The sequence below is a fragment of the Micromonospora sp. NPDC000316 genome, assembly GCF_042898885.1.
Lineage (GTDB): Bacteria > Actinomycetota > Actinomycetes > Mycobacteriales > Micromonosporaceae > Micromonospora.
On the sequence record NZ_JBIAZG010000004.1, the window covers coordinates 141,505 to 157,494 of the forward strand.

Below are 15,990 nucleotides of genomic sequence, written 5' to 3' on the forward strand. Positions count from 1 at the left end.
AGGTCATGGTGGGCGCCCGCCGGTGGGGCCGGCGGCGGCGGGCAACACTCACCCCCGTAAGCGTCGCCCGCTCAGCCGCCGGTCCAAACAGGTGGGCACCGTCCCCCAACGGTAGGTCCACCCGTTCCCTCGCGCCTCGCTTGGTGCGCGGATCTGATCGATCCGCCGCTCCCCCGAACGTTTCCAAGCGTGGCGCGGTGCAATAAAGTTAGTTCGCCCGGATTCTGGGATCAACCCAGTTGGGTTGTCTCGCCGATCACAACTGGCGAGTATCCCCAGTCAGGGCCTCGGTCGTTGGCAACAGCCGCGTACCCCTCCGGCATTCCCGTAAACACCTCAGCCATCCTCCCGATCGGGTGACTCGGTCCGGAAGAAGTTGCTCTGCCGGCCGTCGCGCATCTGCTCCTGATAGATCAGGTTCAGCCGCCGCAGATCGAAGGTGTGGAACCACTGATCCCAGGTGATCTCACGAATTCGGCTGCTTTCCCGATATCCGGGGATGTTGAAGGTCAAAACACCCGCCCGACCGTCCCGCTCGGTGCCGGCGATGGTGGCCGGCTTCGCGCCACGCTCCCGGGCCCAGCGCTGGATCACCTCGTGATTCGCCGTGATCAAACTCCGCCCGGGTCGCTCCGGCCGGTCCGCGATCGACGCGATCACCTGCGAGCTGCGGACCGATCGTCCGGTGCCCCGCCCGGTCCGGATCCCGCCGGCCGCCGGACCACCGCCGGCCGGGCGGCTCGCGGCGGCGCGCTTCGCGGGCGCCGCCCGCTTGGCCACCGGCCGCGCCGGGGCCTTCTTCGCGGGCGCCTTCTTCGCCGGCGCCTTACGCGCTGACGCGGTACGGGCCGTCGCCGTCGTACGCGCGGCAGTCGTCTTCTTCGCGGCGGTTGTCTTACGCGCGGCGGTCGCCTTCGCCCCGGTCGTCGCCTTCCGGGCAGGGGCCGTCTTGCGCGCTGCTGCCGTCGCCTTCCGGGCAGGGGCCGTCTTGCGCACCGCCGTCGTCGACTTTCGCGCGGCGGTCGTCTTCTTCGCGGCGGCCCGCTTCGCGGGAGCGCTCTTGTTGGCCGGCGCGGCCTTCGCACGGCTCGGTGCCGCCCTCGACGCCGACTTCTTCGTCGCGGCGGCACGACCTGCCGACGCCCTGCTGCCGGTGGCCCGACCAGCCGGGCCGGTGCTGCGCCGGCCCGCGCCGCCCTCGGACCGCAGCGAGCGCACCAACTGTTTCACCAGGTCGGGCTTGCGCAGTGCGGAGATCCCGGAGATCCCGCGTTTGCGCAATTGACCGCGGATGTCGTCCACCCGCATCCGGGAGATCTCCGACTCGGAGACCCCGGGAGTACCCGGCGTCTGATTGCCGGCCTGTCGCTTCGTGGTGGTCGCAGTCCCGCCGCGACCTGAGCTGTTCCGCTGAGCCATGGGACGCTCCGCTCCTCGACACTCCGTCCTCGGCGCGCGGGGGTCCCTGTGCCGCACCGCGCGGTGCGGCATACCCGTCAGGAGCAGTCCGAACCACAGGCGACCAACCGGCTGGATTCCGCGCCGTCAGACCGGGCGGGAGACAGGCGTCAGACCGGCGGGAGACAGCCCTCAGACCGGCGGGAGGCAGCCGTCAGGCCGGGTCGGGACCGGTGCCGGACGGTTCGAAAAGGTGGGCGAAGGCGGCCAGGTTGGCCGTCGACTCACCGCGCTTGACCCGCCACTCGTACTCCCGACGGATCGAGCTGCCGAAGCCGATCTCCAGCATCGTGTCGAAGGACTCGTCGGCGTACGTGAGCACGGCACCGAACAGCCGGTCCAACTCGTCGGCGTCCACACCGGCCGGGTTGACCCGCCCGGTCAGGTACACGTCGCCGACGGCATCGGTGGAGAAGGAGACGCCGTACATCCGGGCGTTGCGTTGCAACAGCCAGGCCCACAGCTCCTCGCGCCGCTCGTCGGGCTGGCGCATCACGAACGCCTCGATCCGCAGAGCGTGCTCCCCGACGATCAGATTGCATATCGTCTTGAGCTTGTGGGTGCCCGGAAGGGTCACCGCGTACGAGGCTGGGCCTGTCGATTCCCAGGCCAGCTCACGCTCGGCACACACCGACTCGATAAGGGACGCGAGATCACTCTTCGGGCTCACCGGCTCCACTCTACGACCGGTCCGGTCGGCGCACCGGATGAGCAACGGGTGCCGTCGTCACCAGGAGCAGGACAGCGCGGGGTCACCGGCCAGGTCGGCGGCGAGTCGCGCTCGACGGGTGGCGATCGCCTCGCCGTACACGTCGAGCAGGCCGGAGACAGTGCGGTCCCAGGAGAAGTGCCGGGCGTGCTGTTCGGCGCCCCGGGCCAGCATTGCCCTGCGGGCGCGGTCGGGAAGCAGGCGACCCAGGGCGCGGGCCCAGTCCACCGGGTCGTGCCCGTCGATGAGCACCCCGCTCACCTGGTTCCGCACGGCGGTTACCAGCCCGCCGACGGCGGCGGCCAGCACCGGCGTACCGCAGGCCTGTGCCTCAAGCGCGACCAGCCCGAAGGATTCGTTGTGCGACGGCACCGCGACCAGGTCGGCGGCCCGGTACAGGGCCGGCAGGTCGTCGCCGGTGCACGGCGGCAGGAAACGGACCCGGTCGGCGACACCCAGCGTGGCGGCCAACTCGATAAGCGCGGTCGGCCGGTCCAGGCCACTGCCGCTGGGCCCACCACAGATCGCCACTGTCACCCGGTCGGCCAGGGCCGGGTCGCGCTGGCGCAGCGCGGCGAACGCGCGGATCAGCACGTCCGGTGCCTTCAGCGGCTGGATCCGGCCGACGAACGCCACCAGGTATCCGTCGACAGGCAGCCCCAGCCGGCGACGGGCGGCCCGTGCGGCCACGTACCTGTCACCCGGCGCGGGCCGGAACCGGGCCAGGTCGACGCCCGGCTCCACGACTGTTACCTGGGCGGGGTCGGCGTCGTACCGCTCGACCAGGTCGCGGGCCTCCACCCGGGTGTTGGCGACCAGCCGGTCCGCCTCCGCGACCACCTGCTCCTCGCCGATGACCCGGGCCTTGGGCTCCGGTCGGTCGTCGGCCGCGAGCTGGGCGTTCTTGACCTTCGCCAGGGTGTGAGCGGTGTGCACGAGCGGCACTCCCCAACGCTCCTTGGCCAGCCAACCGACCTGGCCGGAGAGCCAGTAGTGGGAGTGGATCAGATCGTAGTGGCCGGGCGGGCGGGACGCCTCGGCGCGCAGCACCCCTGCGGTGAAGGCGCAGAGCTGGCCGGGCAACTCCTCCTTGGTCAACCCTTCCAGGGGACCGGAGGTGATGTGGCGAACCTGCACGCCGGGGGCCATCTCGACCACCGGGGGGAGGTCGCCGGAGGTGGCCCGGGTGAAGATCTCCACCTCGACGTTTGCCTCGGCGAGCCGCCGGGCGACTTCCAGGATGTAGACGTTCATCCCGCCGGCGTCGCCCGTGCCGGGCTGGTGCAACGGGGACGTGTGCACCGACAGGGTGGCGATGCGACGGGGCCGGGGCCACGGTTGGATACCTCGCTGACGACCGACACCGGTGTGCATTTCCGCCACGTCCGCTCCCTCTGCCACGGTTAATGCCGTCCCGCACGACCGGCGCTTCTCGGTCAACCGGTACGCCGGACGTCATCTTCCCCAGCGGGCCACGGAAATTCGTCAGCGAGGGCCGCCGGGGTGACGGACCTCATCACGTCCATCCCTGTTCTGCCCGTTAACGCTCACATCCACGCCCGGGCGGAACCTGTCGGTCGGCCGAGGCGACAATGATCCGATGACCTCTGTCGCCATCGTCACCGGAGCGTCCAGCGGGATCGGGGCGGCCACCGCCCGCCGGCTCGCCGCCGACGGTTTCCACGTGCTCGCCGCCGCCCGCCGTACCGACCGGCTCGCCGGCCTGGTCTCTGAGATCACCTCCGCCGGAGGTCAGGCCACCGCGGTGACCTGCGACGTCACCTCGGACGAGTCGGTGGCCGGGCTCGCCGAGGCGGCGGCGCGGGCACCCGGGCCTGTCACCCTGCTTGTCAACAATGCCGGCGGCGCGCGCGGCCTCGACCCGGTGGAATCCGGTTCGATCGACGACTGGCAGTGGATGTACGACGTCAACGTGCTCGGCACGCTGCGGGTGACCCAGGCGCTGCTGCCCGCGCTTGAGGCGTCCGGCTCGGGGACCATCGTGGTGGTCTCCTCCACGGCCGGGCTGACCGTCTACGAGGGCGGCGGCGGTTACACAGCGGCGAAGCACGCGCAGACCGCGATCGCGGGAACGCTCCGGTTGGAGCTGTGCGGCCGGCCACTGCGGGTGATCGAGATCGACCCGGGCATGGTGAAGACCGACGAGTTCGGGCTGGTCCGGTTCGAGGGCGACGCGGACCGGGCCGCCGCCGTCTACGCCGGGGTGCCCGGGCCGCTTGTCGCCGAGGACGTGGCGGACTGCATCGCCTGGTGCGCCACCCGGCCCGAGCATGTGAACGTGGATCGGCTGGTGGTACGGCCGAGGGCGCAGGCCGCGCAGCACAAGGTGCACCGCGTCAACCCGTGAGGCGCACGGTTGTCGGGAGGTCGCGATGAGCGGGACGGCGCGACGCCGACCACTCGGCGTGGTCACCCGGGGCACCACAAACCCGAACCGGCTCCGCCGGGTGGACAACTGGATCGTCGCCACCTGCGCGGACCGGCTGCGGGCCGCGGCGGACCCGCTCGTGGTCGATCTCGGCTTCGGCGCCACCCCGGTGACCGCCGTGGAGCTGCGGGCGCGGTTGGCCGCCGGGGTCCGTCCGGACGTACGCCTGGTCGGGCTGGAGATCGACCCGGCTCGGGTGGCCGCCGCGACACCGGCCGCCGACCCGCCGGGCCTGACCTTCGCCCGGGGTGGCTTCGAGCTGGCCGGGCTCCGGCCGGTGCTGGTCCGCGCGTTCAACGTCCTGCGACAGTACGACGAGCGCGAGGTGCCCGACGCGTGGCGGACGATGACCGCCACGCTCGCCCCGGGTGGCGCGATCGTCGAGGGCACCTGTGACGAGTTGGGCCGGCTCGCGTGCTGGCTGCTGATCGACGCCGACGGTCCTCAGACGTTGACGCTTGCCGCGAAACTGACCACCCTGGGCAGCCCTGCCGAGCTGGCCGAACGGCTGCCCAAGGCGCTTATCCACCGCAACGTTCCCGGTGAGCCGGTGTACGACCTGATCGGGGCGCTGGACGATGCCTGGCGGGCCGCCGCCCCCTACGCCGCCTTCGGGCCGCGCCAACGCTGGCTGCGATCGGTGACCCACCTGCGCGAGACGGGTTGGCCCATCCTCCACGGCCCGCGCCGCTGGCGCCACGGTGAGCTGACCCTCCCCTGGCCACCGCCCGACTGACCGGACGGCCCGGCAGGCAGGGGCCGGTGGTTGTCAGAGGTCGCAGTTGACGAGGACCGGCTCGGGGTGCAGGGTCACGCCGAAGCGGCCGTGCACCGTGTCGCGGATGGTGTTGGCAAGGGCGAGCAGGTCGCTGGTGCTGGCCGTCCCGCTGCGGTTGGTGAGGGCGAGGGTGTGCTTGCCGGAGATGGCCGCGCCGCCCGGCCCCTGATGCCCCTTGGTGAAGCCGGCCTTGTCGATCAGCCAGGCCGCGCTCACCTTTACCGTGTCGTCGCGGCCGGGCCAGGCCGGCGGCTCGCCCAGGTCGGTCGCGCGCTCCCGGAGCAGCTCGTACGTCGCCCGGTCGAGCACCGGGTTGGTGAAGAAGGAGCCGACCGAGCGGGTGTCCGGGTCGGCCGCGTCGAGCACCATGCCCTTGCCGGCGCGCAGTCGCAGCACCGCCGCCCGGGCGTCGGCCAGCGGCACCTGGTCGCCCACCTCGACACCGAGCGCCCGGGCCAACTCGGCGTAGCGCACCGGGCCGGAGAGCGGTGACCGGGCGAGCCGGAAGTCGACGGACAGCACGACCCAGCGGGTCTGGTACTTGAAGATGCTGCCCCGGTAGGCGAACCCGCAGTCGACGGCCGGGATCGCCTGACAGGTGCCGGCGACCCGGTCGTACACCTCGACCCCTGTGATCGTCTCGGCGACCTCTTGGCCGTACGCGCCGACGTTCTGGATCGGGGTGGCGCCTGTCGAGCCGGGGATGCCGGAGAGGCATTCCAGACCGGCCCAGCCGTTGGCAACGGTGGTGGCGACCAGGTCGTCCCACGGCTCGCCGGCTTCGACACGTACGGTGACGGTTTCGGTGTCCTCGGCGACGACCCGCAGGCCCCGGGAGCGCACCAGCACGACGGTGCCGGGAAAGCCGGCGTCGCCGATCACCACGTTGCTGCCGCCGGCCAGGATCAGGACCGGGTCGCCGGCGCTCTGGACCGCCCGGACGAGTTCGTCGGCGTCACCCGCCGTCACGATCTGCCTGGCTGGCCCGCCCATCCGCAGCGTGGTGTGATGGGCCAGTGGAGCCGGGGTGGCACGATCGGCTTCGGTTGTCGGCTGGGCATAGGCGTCTGACACGTATCTCACCTTAGGCTGATGTGCAGCCGCAGCACCCACTGGTCGCTCGGCACCCCCGGGAGGATCGCGATGAGCAGACTGCAGGGCAGCAAGGATTTCTGGATTGGGGCACTCCGGACCGAGGGTCCGGCGTTCGCCGCGGCGGTCGCCGAGGCGTCGCCGGAGACACCAGTGCTGTCCTGTCCCGGCTGGACGGTCGGTGATCTCACCCTGCACCTCGCCGGCCTCTACCACTGGGTAGGTTCGTTTGTCACCTCTGGCGAGACGAGCGCGCCGCCGCCCCGCCCGGAGCGGGCGGAGATGCCGCCGGGTGTGAGCCCGCTCCAGCTCTGGCAGCAGGGGTACGACCAGCTGATGACCCGGTTCGACGGGCTCGACCCGGAGGCGCCGGCGTGGAACTGGGCGCCGCAGCCGAAGAGGGCGGGTTTCTGGCCGCGCCGGATGGCGCACGAGACGGCGGTGCACCGCTGGGACGCCCAACTCGCCATCGCCGCCGGGGAGCCGGTCGAGGCCAAGCTGGCGGCCGACGGGGTGAGCGAGGTGCTCGACACCTGGCTGCCCGCGGGCCGGCGGCGGCAGCCGGGCGAGTGGCACGGGGTGGTGCAGCTCGCGTCGACCGACGCGGAGCAGCAGTGGTTTCTGCGGCTGCGCGGCGAGGGGGTGGCGCTGCTGGACACGGCGACCATCTTCGACCACGACGACCACCACGCCCGTGCGCAGGTAAGCGGCACCGCGAGCGACCTGCTGTTGGCTCTCTGGGGGCGGATCAGCTTCGACACGCTCGACGTGGCCGGCGACCGCGCTCTGCTGGACGGTCTGCGTACCCGGTGACCTGCTAACGGGCCGACCGGGCTCGACGAGGGCGTCATCCCGACGGGGTGGCGCCCTCGTCGCGTCAGCGAGGTAGGCCAGCGCCCAAGAGAGCGCTCTCTTGACAGGGGGTCGAGGAGACACCACCCTGGCGTGAGAGCGCTCTCTTGGCTACCGCCATCACCTGACCACCTTGAGAGAGGTCCATATCCCATGGCTGTCTTCCCACGCCGCCGCCTCGCCGCGGTGGCCGTCGCCGCCGCCACCGCCCTCCTCGTCACCGCCGGCTGCGGCGGTGGCGACGACGCCGAAGGAGGTGGGCCGATCACGCTGACCGTCGACGTCTTCGGTCAGTTCGGCTACGAACAGCTCTACCAGGAGTACATGGCCGCGAACCCCGACGTGAAGATCGTCGAACGGGGCACCGGCAGCAACCTCGACGAATACTCACCCAAGCTGACCCAGTGGCTCGCCGCCGGTCGGGGCGCCGGTGACATCGTGGCCATCGAGGAAGGCCTGATGGTCGAGTACAAGGCCAACCCCAACAACTTCGTCAACCTGCTGGACCACGGCGCCGCCGACCTCAAGGGCAACTTCCTGGAGTGGAAGTGGAACGCCGGGCTGACCGCCGACGGCAAGCAGCTCATCGGCCTCGGAACCGACGTCGGCGGCATCGCCATGTGCTACCGCAAGGACCTGTTCGAGAAGGCCGGCCTGCCCACCGAGCGCGACGCCGTCTCCAAGCTGTGGCCGACCTGGCAGGACTACGTCGCCACCGGCGAGAAGTTCGTCGCGGCCAAGACCGGGGCGTCCTTCCTCGACGCGGCCACCAACACGTTCAACACCATCCTGCTCCAGACCGCCGGCAACACCACCGGCTACAGCTACTACGACACCAGCGGCAACCTGGTCGTCGACAGCAACCCTGCGGTACGGCAGGCCTGGGACACCACTATGGACATCGTCGACTCGGGTCTCTCCGGCAAGTACGGCTCCTGGTCCGAGGAATGGGTGTCCGCCTTCAAGCAGTCGAAGTTCGCCACCATCGCCTGCCCCGCCTGGATGACAGGTGTCATCGAGGCCAACGCCGGTACGGGCGCCCAGGGCAAGTGGGACATCGCACAGGCGCCCGGTAGCGGCGGCAACTGGGGCGGTTCGCACCTCGCCGTGCCCAAGCAGAGCAAGCACCAGGCCGAGGCCATCGAGCTGGCCAAGTTCCTGACCAGCGCCAAGGGCCAGATCGGCGCGTTCAAGGCAAAGGGTCCGCTGCCCTCCTCGCCGCAGGCGCTCGACGACCCGGCGATCTCCGGTGCGACAAACGCGTACTTCTCCGGAGCACCGGTCGGCACGATCTTCGGCGCGGGCGCGAAGAGCCTCAAGCCGGTCTACATGGGCCCCAAGAACCAGGCCGTACGCACCGAGGTGGAGAACGCCGTGCGGACCGTGGAGCTGGGTCAGCGCAACCCGGCGCAGGGCTGGACGGACGCGGTGACCAACGCCAAGAAGGCCGCCGCCAAGTAGCCCGAGCGTGCGGGCGGGTCCCCTGTCGCCGGAGGCCCGCCCGCACGGTGAGAGGAGTTCCCGGGCATGACCGTCCAGCTCGACGCCCGCCCGCCCGCCGCACCCGCAGCCGGGCCACACCGTCAATCGACGGGCCGACTCAGCCGGCTCGACACCCGCTATTCGCCGTACCTCTACATCGCCCCGTTCTTCCTAATCTTCGCGGTCTTCGGGGCCTACCCGCTGGCGTACACCTTCTGGGTTTCGCTTCACGACTGGGACCTGCTCGGCACCGACCACCCGTTCGTCGGCGCGGAGAACTACACCCGGCTGCTCGCCGACACCGACTTCTGGCACGCACTCGTCAACACAATGGGCATCTTCGTGATCTCCACCGTTCCGCAGTTGCTCGCCGCGCTCTGGCTGGCGAACCTGCTGAACCGAGGGCTGCGCGGGCGTACCGGTTGGCGGATGGCGGTGCTCGTCCCGAACGTCACCTCCACCGCCGCCGTGGCGATCGTGTTCGGGGTGCTCTTCGGCCGCGAGTTCGGCATGATCAACTGGACGCTCGACCTGGTCGGGATAGACGCGATCGAGTGGAAGTCCAACCGGATCGCCTCCTGGGTGGCAATCTCCGCAATGGTCGACTGGCGGTGGACCGGCTACAACGCGCTGATCCTCCTGGCCGCGATGCAGGCCATCCCCCGCGACCTGTACGAGGCGGCGGCGATCGACGGCGCCAGCCGGGTCCGGCAGTTCTGGTCGGTCACCGTGCCGATGCTCAAGCCGACGATCATCTTCTGCACCATCATCGCCACCATCGGTGGGTTGCAGCTCTTCACCGAGCCCCGGATGTTCCACTCCGGCACCAACCCGATCCGCGGTGGACCAATGCGGGAGTCGCAGACCCTGACCATGTACATGTTCGAGAACGCATTCGCGCCGCACTACAACTTCGGGTACGGGTCGGCGGTCGCCTGGCTGCTCTTCGCGCTCATCGCGGTCGTCGCGGCTGTCAACGTGCTGGTGCTGCGCCGGCTGGGCCGGTCCCGCTCGGGCGCCCGGAAGGGAGTCACCCGATGAGCCGGCTCTGGCGGGCCAGCCCGCTCACCTACCTGGCCCTGGTGGTCGCCGCCGGCCTGTCGATCTTTCCGATCTGGTGGATGTTCGTGGTCGCCAGCCGCACCAACGACGCGATGGGCCAACTGCCGCCCCCGGTCACCCCCGGCGGCAACCTCGGCGCGAACATCTCCCGCCTCTTCGACAACGCCGACGCGTACTTCCTGACCGGCCTGATCAACTCGGTGGTCGTGGCCACCACCGTGACCGTCTCCGTGGTGTTCTTCTCCAGCCTGGCCGGTTTCGCCTTCGCAAAACTGCGGTTCCGGGGTCGCAACGCGCTGCTGCTGGTGATCATCGCGACGATGATGGTGCCGACCCAGCTCGGCGTGATCCCGCTCTACATGCTCATGAGCAAGCTCCAGTGGAACGACCGGCTGCCCGCCGTGATCGTCCCGGTGCTGGTCACCGGGTTCGGGGTGTTCATGATGCGGCAGTACGCCGGTCAGGCGATAAGCGACGAACTGATCGAGGCGGCCCGGATGGACGGCTGCGGCACCGCCCGGATCTGGTGGCACGTGGTGGTGCCCGCACTGCGCCCGGCCGCCGCCGTGCTCGGGTTGCTCACGTTCATGACCACCTGGAACGACTTCCTGTGGCCGTACGCTGTGCTCAACGACCCCGCGAACCCGACCGTTCAGCTCTCCCTGCGGGCGCTGTCGGACGGCTACTACCAGGACATGTCCCAGGTGTTCACCGGGACGGCCATCGCGACACTGCCCCTACTGCTGGTCTTCGTGCTGTTCGGCCGGCAGATCATCGGTGGGATCATGGAAGGTGCGGTCAAGGCGTGAACGAACTCCGGTTTCCCGAGCATTTCCTCTGGGGTGCGGCCACCGCCGCGTACCAGATCGAGGGCGCGGCCCGCGACGACGGACGCGGCCCGTCCATCTGGGACACCTTCAGCCGCACACCAGGCAAGGTCTACCAGGGCCACACCGGCGACGTCGCCTGCGACCACTACCACAGGTACGTCGACGACGTGGCGATAATGGCCGAGTTGGGGCTGCGGGCGTACCGGTTCTCGGTCGCCTGGCCCCGGATCCAGCCGGACGGCACCGGCCCGGTCAACCCGCGCGGGCTGGACTTCTACGACCGGCTCACCGATACCCTCCTCGCCCGGGGGATCGACCCGATCGTCACCCTCTACCACTGGGACCTGCCGCAGGCCCTCGGCGACCGGGGTGGCTGGACCAACCGGGACACCGCCGAGCACTTCGCCACGTACGCCACCGCCGTCTACGCCCGCCTCGGCGACCGGGTGGACGTGTGGACCACGCTCAACGAACCGTGGTGCTCGGCGTACCTCGGCTACGGCAACGGGGTGCACGCCCCGGGCGAGCAGGACCCGGCCGCGGCGTTCACCGCCGTACACCACCTGCTGCTCGGGCACGGCCTGGCGGCGCGGGCGCTGCGGTCGGCCGGCGCGCGCAGCGTGGGCATCACACTCAACCCTGCCGACGTACGGCCGGCGGACCCGCAGAGCGCGGCCGACGCCGCAGCGGTCCGCCTCGTCGACGGCCTGCACAACCGGATCTTCCTGGACCCGCTGCTGGCCGGCGGCTACCCGGAGGACGTACGGGAGCACGTGGCCCGCATCGTCGAACCGACGTTCATCCGGGACGGCGACGAGAAGCTGATCGCCGCCCCGATCGACCTGCTCGGGATCAACTACTACGCACCCAGTTACGTCGCCGGTCGACCCGACGGCGAGGGCAACGGCGCGTACCCGGGCACCGATGGTGCTGTGCACTTCCTGCCGCCAGCCGGGCCGCTCACCGACATGGGTTGGATGATCGAGCCCGCCGGGCTGACCCGCCTGCTCGAACGGATCGCCACCGACTATCCCGGGGTGCCGCTGCTGATCACCGAGAACGGCGCGGCGTTCCCCGACAAGCCGGGCGTCGACCAGGCCGGCGCGCCGGGGCAGGTGATCGACACCGACCGGATCGCCTACCTCGACGGGCACCTGCGTGCCGCGCACGAAGCGATCTCCCGGGGCGTGGACCTGCGCGGTTATCTCGTATGGTCGTTCCTGGACAACTTCGAGTGGGCGGAGGGTTACCGCAAGCGGTTCGGGATCGTGCACGTCGACTACCTGACCCAGCGGCGCACACCGAAGGCCAGCGCCCGGTGGTACCAGGAGGTGATCTCCCGGAACGGGCTGTGACGAGCGGGGGTGGGGAGTCGCGATGACGACGGCGCAACGGCCGACGTTGGAGGCGGTGGCGGCACGGGCCGGGGTGTCCCGGGCCACCGTCTCCCGGGTGGTCAACGGCTCCACCACAGTCGCCGAACCCATCCGGGAGGCCGTCAACCGGGCCGTCGCCGAGCTGGGGTACGTGCCCAACCTGGCCGCCCGCAGCCTGGTCACCCAGCGCACCGACTCCATCGCCCTGGTCATGCCGGAGGCGGCCACCCGGGTCTTCTCCGACGACCAGGTGTTCCCCGGCATCATCAGGGGCGTCAGCCAGGAGTTGGAGGCCGCCGACAAGCAGCTCGTGCTGATGCTCGCCGGCTCCCCCGCCGGGCACCACCGGGTCGAACGGTTCACTACCGGCCGGCACGTCGACGGGGTGCTCTTCGCCTCGCTGCACGGCGCCGACCCGTTGCCCGGGATCCTGGCCCGGCTCGGCATTCCTGTGGTGTGCAGCGGCCGACCGCTCGGCGACGTGCCCGTGCCGTACGTGGACGTCGACCACGTCGGCGGGGTCACCGCCGCCGTACGCCACATGATCGACAACGGTCGCCGACGGATCGCCACCATCGCCGGTCCGCAGGACATGGTCGCCGGCATCGAACGCCTGAGCGGTTACCGGGATGCTGTCGCCGCCGCCGGCCTGCCCGAGCTGGTCGCCGTCGGCGATTTCACACGCGAATCCGGTGCGGCGGCCATGCGCCGGCTGCTCAGCGAGCACCCCGACGTGGACGGCGTGTTCGCCGCCTCCGACCTGATGGCGCACGCCGCCATGCGCACACTGCGCGAGGCCGGCCGGCGGGTGCCCGAGGACGTGGCGGTGGTGGGCTTCGACGACATCGAGACGGCCGCGTACACCGAGCCGCCGCTGACCACAGTCCGCCAGCCCATCGTGGAGCTCGGCCGACGGATGACTCGGCAGCTCCTCCGGTTGGCCGACGGCGAGACCATCGAGCAGGCGATCATGCTCCCCACCGAGCTGATCCTGCGCGACTCGGCATAGGGGGCTCTCCTCGTGGAGGAGAGCCCCCTATGGCCGCTGGTGATTGCGGGGCCGATGCCCGTGCTGGCCGATCAGCTCTGGGCGTCCCGGCGACGGCGCACGGCGATCAGCGTGACGCCGAGCGCCAAGGTCCCGACGCCGAGGATGGCCATCGGGATCAGGCCGGTCCCCGCCGACGTGCCGGTGATCGGCAGCTCGCTCTTCGTCGGGGTGGCCGTGGGCGGCGCGCTGGTGGGAGGCTGGGTGGTGGGTGGCGGCGTGGTCGGCGGCGGCGTCGTCGGCTGGCCGCTGGCCGCACAGGTGTGGGTCAGCACGAAGAAGTCGGCCGTACCGGTGATCACCGCTGTGGCATCGGTAAGCGTCCAGCCGGCGGGCAGCCGGATCCACGCCTTGCTGGTGCCCATGTCGGTGACGATCGCCCCGCCGTCGGTGGGGATCGTCCGGGTCACGGTGCCGTCGTCAGGGATGCTCCACGTGCCGGTGACAGAGACGAAATCACCGGAGGTCTGTGGGTTGCCCGGCAGGTTGAACACCCACACGTCCTGGTCCGGGAACGGTCCGCCGCCGAGGTTCGGGTCGCAGTCCTGCGTGAAGGCGGCCGCGGTCGTGGGGACGTTGCCCGGGTTGATGTCGACGGTGCTCGCCTGAGGCACCGGCTGGGTCGGGTCGGTCGGCTGGGCAAGCGCCGCCCCTCCCGAGGCAACCAGAAACGCACCGGCCATGGCCCCGGTTGCGGCGAGTTTGACGAGTACTGCTCTCACGTTTCCCCCGTAATCGTACTGTTATCAGTAGATACAGGAGGTTAGTCGGTTTCGGTCTGGCCCTGGACTCAGTTTCTGGCTTTCCCCCCGAAGGCTGGGATGGGGTCTCGCATTAATCCGTCGCTCAGGCATCCGATCGTCGCTAGCCTCGCCGACATGCCGGAAGCTGTCGCGCTGCTGCACGTCCCCGCCCTCTCCGACGTCGCCGAGTACGCATACGCGGCCACCGTCGATCCACCCGCCCGGTTGGTGTTCACCGCCGGCGCATGCCCGCTCGACGCCGAGGGACTGACCGTCGCGCCGGGCGACCACGCGGCGCAGGCCCGGCAGGCGATGAGAAACCTGGAGACCGCCCTCGGGGCGGCCGGCGCCTCCCTCACCGACGTCGTCAAGACCACTGTGTACGTCGCGTCGTCCGAGCAGGCGGATCTCGTGAAGGCATGGGAGGTCGTACGGGACTCCTTCGGCGACCACGACCCGCCCAGCACCCTGCTGGGAGTCGCCGTGCTCGGCTACACCGACCAGCTCGTCGAGGTCGAGGCCGTCGCCGCCGTATGGACGGGGGCCTGACATGCGGATCCGTGTGGCGCGGCCGGACGACGCGGCGGCTGTGGTGGCGCTACGGGCGGCTGTCTACCCGTACCTGGTGCGCGGGGTCGAGTCGACCCACAAGATGATCGCCAACCCGCCACCCAGCCCGGGCTGGACCGCGTTGGTGGCCGAGGTCGACGACCGGGTGGTCGGTTGGGTGTCGGCCGAACCCAACAACACGACCTCGACAGCGAACTTCGGCAACATCAACCTGCTGCACGTGCACCCGGAGTACAGGCGTCGCGGCATCGGCACCGCGCTGCTGGCCGCCGCGACCGGGCACCTCACCCCGCTGGGCGTCCGCCGGGTGCGGGTCTGGGCGCAGGCGGACGCGCTCCCCTTCGCCCACCGGCACGGCTTCGAGCCGAGCCGCGAGTTGCGGTTCTCGGCGCTCGACCTCGACCCGGCGCCCGCGCTCCCCGACCCGCCCCCGGGCGTACGACTGCGCCCGATCGCCGAGTTGGACCCACACCTGCTCTACGCGGCGGACGTGGCGTCGGCAGTCGACGAGCCGGGCGACGTGCCTGTCGACGCGGTCAGCTATCAGAGCTGGCAGTACGACGTCTGGGACAACGTCGGGCTGGACAAGACGGCAAGCACCGCCGCCGAGGTCGACGGCGAGATCGCCGCCTTCAGCCTGGTGAAGCGCGACGGTGACCGGATGTGGTCGGACTACACCGGCAGCGTCCCGGCGTACCGGGGTCGCGGTCTGGCCCGGCTGGCCAAGACGGCGGCGTTGCGCCGGGCCGCCGCTGCGGGTGTGCGCGTCGCGTACACGTCGAACGACGAGGCGAACGCGCCGATGCTGGCGATCAACTCACGACTGGGCTACCGACCGGTCGCGGCCGAGTGGTCCTGCCTGGCTGACCTGACCTGACCTGACCTGGCTGCGGCTGCGGCTGCGGCTGCGGCTGGGGCTGGGGCTGGGGCTGGGGTCTCAGGCGCTGTCGCCGTCGAGGTAGGGGCTGAGAAGTTCACGGCCGAGGCGTGTCGCCGCGCGCAGGGAATGCCCTCCCTCGATCATCCGGCTCAGGGCGTAGACGATCGACTGGACCAACTCGGCCATGCGAACCGGGTCCGATGAGCCGTGGTCGGTGAGCGCGGCGCGCAGCGGCGCTTCCAGGCGGTCGTGCATGAGCCGGCTGGAGCTGGCGAGGGCCTCGCTGCTGCCGGCCGACGCCAACGCGCGAGCCAGCGCGTGATCGCCCCGGGCAACCAATTGCAAGTTGGAATCCACATACGCCTGGACCTTCTGCCCGGGCGTGGTGGCCGCGTCCATGCGCTTCTCGACGTACGCCGACCACCTGGGGAACGTGTCGGTAACGAGGGCGTCGAACATGTCGGCGCGGGACTTGAAGTACGAGTAGACGCTCGATCGCGCGAGACCGGCGTGCTGGGCGACCTCGGCCAGACCAGGGATCTGCTCGGGGTGCTTCGACAGCAGGGTGCGGGCGGCGTCGAGCAGCGCGGCGCGTTGGGACGCCCGGTGCTCGGCGACGGTCGAGGCCTGGATCTTCGGCACGCCCGTCCCCCTTGTTGTT

General features: G+C 70.7%; 16 protein-coding genes. 10 read left to right on the forward strand and 6 right to left on the reverse strand.

All coding sequences use genetic code 11. From position 1 onward, the window contains the following. Positions 1 to 336 precede the first annotated feature (336 nt). From ACFY2Q_RS11480 to mshA, 3 genes are all read right to left on the reverse strand, one after another. Positions 337 to 1,209, reverse strand: coding sequence for a hypothetical protein (locus ACFY2Q_RS11480; RefSeq protein WP_387129768.1), 873 nt, complete (start codon positions 1,207 to 1,209; stop codon positions 337 to 339). A gap of 403 nt (positions 1,210 to 1,612) precedes the next feature. Beyond that, a complete protein-coding gene (locus tag ACFY2Q_RS11485) occupies positions 1,613 to 2,128 on the reverse strand; it encodes a YbjN domain-containing protein (protein ID WP_387129348.1) in 516 nt (171 codons plus the stop codon). Between the two features lie 57 nt (positions 2,129 to 2,185). Further along, positions 2,186 to 3,550, reverse strand: a complete 1,365-nt coding sequence (gene mshA, locus ACFY2Q_RS11490) for a D-inositol-3-phosphate glycosyltransferase (protein WP_387129350.1) — start codon at positions 3,548 to 3,550, stop codon at positions 2,186 to 2,188. A 217-nt stretch (positions 3,551 to 3,767) separates the two neighbouring features. Between mshA and ACFY2Q_RS11495 the strand changes: the two genes are divergently transcribed. After that, entirely contained in the window at positions 3,768 to 4,535 is a 768-nt protein-coding gene (locus ACFY2Q_RS11495; RefSeq protein ID WP_387129352.1) for an SDR family oxidoreductase, read from the forward strand. A gap of 25 nt (positions 4,536 to 4,560) precedes the next feature. Continuing rightward, positions 4,561 to 5,352: a class I SAM-dependent methyltransferase gene (locus ACFY2Q_RS11500; protein ID WP_387129353.1), complete on the forward strand. Its 792-nt coding sequence runs from the start codon at positions 4,561 to 4,563 to the stop codon at positions 5,350 to 5,352. A gap of 33 nt (positions 5,353 to 5,385) precedes the next feature. Here ACFY2Q_RS11500 and ACFY2Q_RS11505 read toward each other — a convergent pair whose 3' ends face one another. Beyond that, positions 5,386 to 6,468 (reverse strand): UDP-N-acetylmuramate dehydrogenase, encoded by a 1,083-nt coding sequence (locus tag ACFY2Q_RS11505; protein WP_387129356.1) that lies wholly within the window; start codon positions 6,466 to 6,468, stop codon positions 5,386 to 5,388. 69 nt (positions 6,469 to 6,537) lie between these two features. Here ACFY2Q_RS11505 and ACFY2Q_RS11510 point away from each other — a divergent pair, with 69 nt between their 5' ends. The 6 genes from ACFY2Q_RS11510 to ACFY2Q_RS11535 all read left to right on the forward strand — a co-directional run bounded on the left by ACFY2Q_RS11510 (position 6,538) and on the right by ACFY2Q_RS11535 (position 13,097). Next, positions 6,538 to 7,299 carry a maleylpyruvate isomerase family mycothiol-dependent enzyme gene (locus ACFY2Q_RS11510; RefSeq protein WP_387129358.1) on the forward strand — a complete coding sequence of 254 codons (762 nt, stop codon included), beginning with the start codon at positions 6,538 to 6,540 and terminating at the stop codon, positions 7,297 to 7,299. A gap of 192 nt (positions 7,300 to 7,491) precedes the next feature. Then, complete coding sequence (locus tag ACFY2Q_RS11515; protein ID WP_387129359.1) at positions 7,492 to 8,799, forward strand: ABC transporter substrate-binding protein; 1,308 nt, start codon at positions 7,492 to 7,494, stop codon at positions 8,797 to 8,799. A 66-nt stretch (positions 8,800 to 8,865) separates the two neighbouring features. Further along, a complete protein-coding gene (locus ACFY2Q_RS11520) occupies positions 8,866 to 9,861 on the forward strand; it encodes a carbohydrate ABC transporter permease (RefSeq protein ID WP_387129360.1) in 996 nt (331 codons plus the stop codon). After that, the gene (locus ACFY2Q_RS11525) at positions 9,858 to 10,691 is read left to right on the forward strand and encodes a carbohydrate ABC transporter permease (protein WP_387129361.1); all 834 of its coding nucleotides are present in this window, start codon (positions 9,858 to 9,860) and stop codon (positions 10,689 to 10,691) included. Before ACFY2Q_RS11520 ends, ACFY2Q_RS11525 begins: the two co-directional genes overlap by 4 nt. Continuing rightward, a complete protein-coding gene (locus tag ACFY2Q_RS11530) occupies positions 10,688 to 12,067 on the forward strand; it encodes a GH1 family beta-glucosidase (protein WP_387129363.1) in 1,380 nt (459 codons plus the stop codon). Before ACFY2Q_RS11525 ends, ACFY2Q_RS11530 begins: the two co-directional genes overlap by 4 nt. A 22-nt stretch (positions 12,068 to 12,089) precedes the next feature. Continuing rightward, the gene (locus tag ACFY2Q_RS11535; protein WP_387129364.1) at positions 12,090 to 13,097 is read left to right on the forward strand and encodes a LacI family DNA-binding transcriptional regulator; all 1,008 of its coding nucleotides are present in this window, start codon (positions 12,090 to 12,092) and stop codon (positions 13,095 to 13,097) included. 71 nt (positions 13,098 to 13,168) lie between these two features. Here ACFY2Q_RS11535 and ACFY2Q_RS11540 read toward each other — a convergent pair whose 3' ends face one another. After that, on the reverse strand, positions 13,169 to 13,858 hold the full coding sequence (locus ACFY2Q_RS11540) for a hypothetical protein (RefSeq protein WP_387129366.1): 690 nt from the start codon (positions 13,856 to 13,858) through the stop codon (positions 13,169 to 13,171). A gap of 156 nt (positions 13,859 to 14,014) precedes the next feature. On the opposite strand from ACFY2Q_RS11540, the gene ACFY2Q_RS11545 reads away from it, so the two are divergent. Continuing rightward, on the forward strand, positions 14,015 to 14,428 hold the full coding sequence (locus ACFY2Q_RS11545; RefSeq protein ID WP_387129367.1) for a RidA family protein: 414 nt from the start codon (positions 14,015 to 14,017) through the stop codon (positions 14,426 to 14,428). Between the two features lies 1 nt (position 14,429). Further along, entirely contained in the window at positions 14,430 to 15,326 is an 897-nt protein-coding gene (locus ACFY2Q_RS11550; protein WP_387129369.1) for a GNAT family N-acetyltransferase, read from the forward strand. Between the two features lie 60 nt (positions 15,327 to 15,386). On the opposite strand, the gene ACFY2Q_RS11555 is transcribed toward ACFY2Q_RS11550, so the two are convergent. Next, a complete protein-coding gene (locus tag ACFY2Q_RS11555) occupies positions 15,387 to 15,971 on the reverse strand; it encodes a TetR/AcrR family transcriptional regulator (RefSeq protein WP_387129371.1) in 585 nt (194 codons plus the stop codon). Positions 15,972 to 15,990 lie beyond the last annotated feature (19 nt).

Bases quoted from the DNA above. Each gene is read 5' to 3' on its own strand.
- ACFY2Q_RS11495 (WP_387129352.1), top strand. From the start codon at position 3,768: ATGACCTCTGTCGCCATCGTCACCGGAGCGTCCAGCGGGATCGGGGCG.
- ACFY2Q_RS11500 (WP_387129353.1), top strand. From the start codon at position 4,561: ATGAGCGGGACGGCGCGACGCCGACCACTCGGCGTGGTCACCCGGGGC.
- ACFY2Q_RS11510 (WP_387129358.1), top strand. From the start codon at position 6,538: ATGAGCAGACTGCAGGGCAGCAAGGATTTCTGGATTGGGGCACTCCGG.
- ACFY2Q_RS11515 (WP_387129359.1), top strand. From the start codon at position 7,492: ATGGCTGTCTTCCCACGCCGCCGCCTCGCCGCGGTGGCCGTCGCCGCC.
- ACFY2Q_RS11520 (WP_387129360.1), top strand. From the start codon at position 8,866: ATGACCGTCCAGCTCGACGCCCGCCCGCCCGCCGCACCCGCAGCCGGG.
- ACFY2Q_RS11525 (WP_387129361.1), top strand. From the start codon at position 9,858: ATGAGCCGGCTCTGGCGGGCCAGCCCGCTCACCTACCTGGCCCTGGTG.
- ACFY2Q_RS11535 (WP_387129364.1), top strand. From the start codon at position 12,090: ATGACGACGGCGCAACGGCCGACGTTGGAGGCGGTGGCGGCACGGGCC.
- ACFY2Q_RS11545 (WP_387129367.1), top strand. From the start codon at position 14,015: ATGCCGGAAGCTGTCGCGCTGCTGCACGTCCCCGCCCTCTCCGACGTC.
- ACFY2Q_RS11550 (WP_387129369.1), top strand. From the start codon at position 14,430: ATGCGGATCCGTGTGGCGCGGCCGGACGACGCGGCGGCTGTGGTGGCG.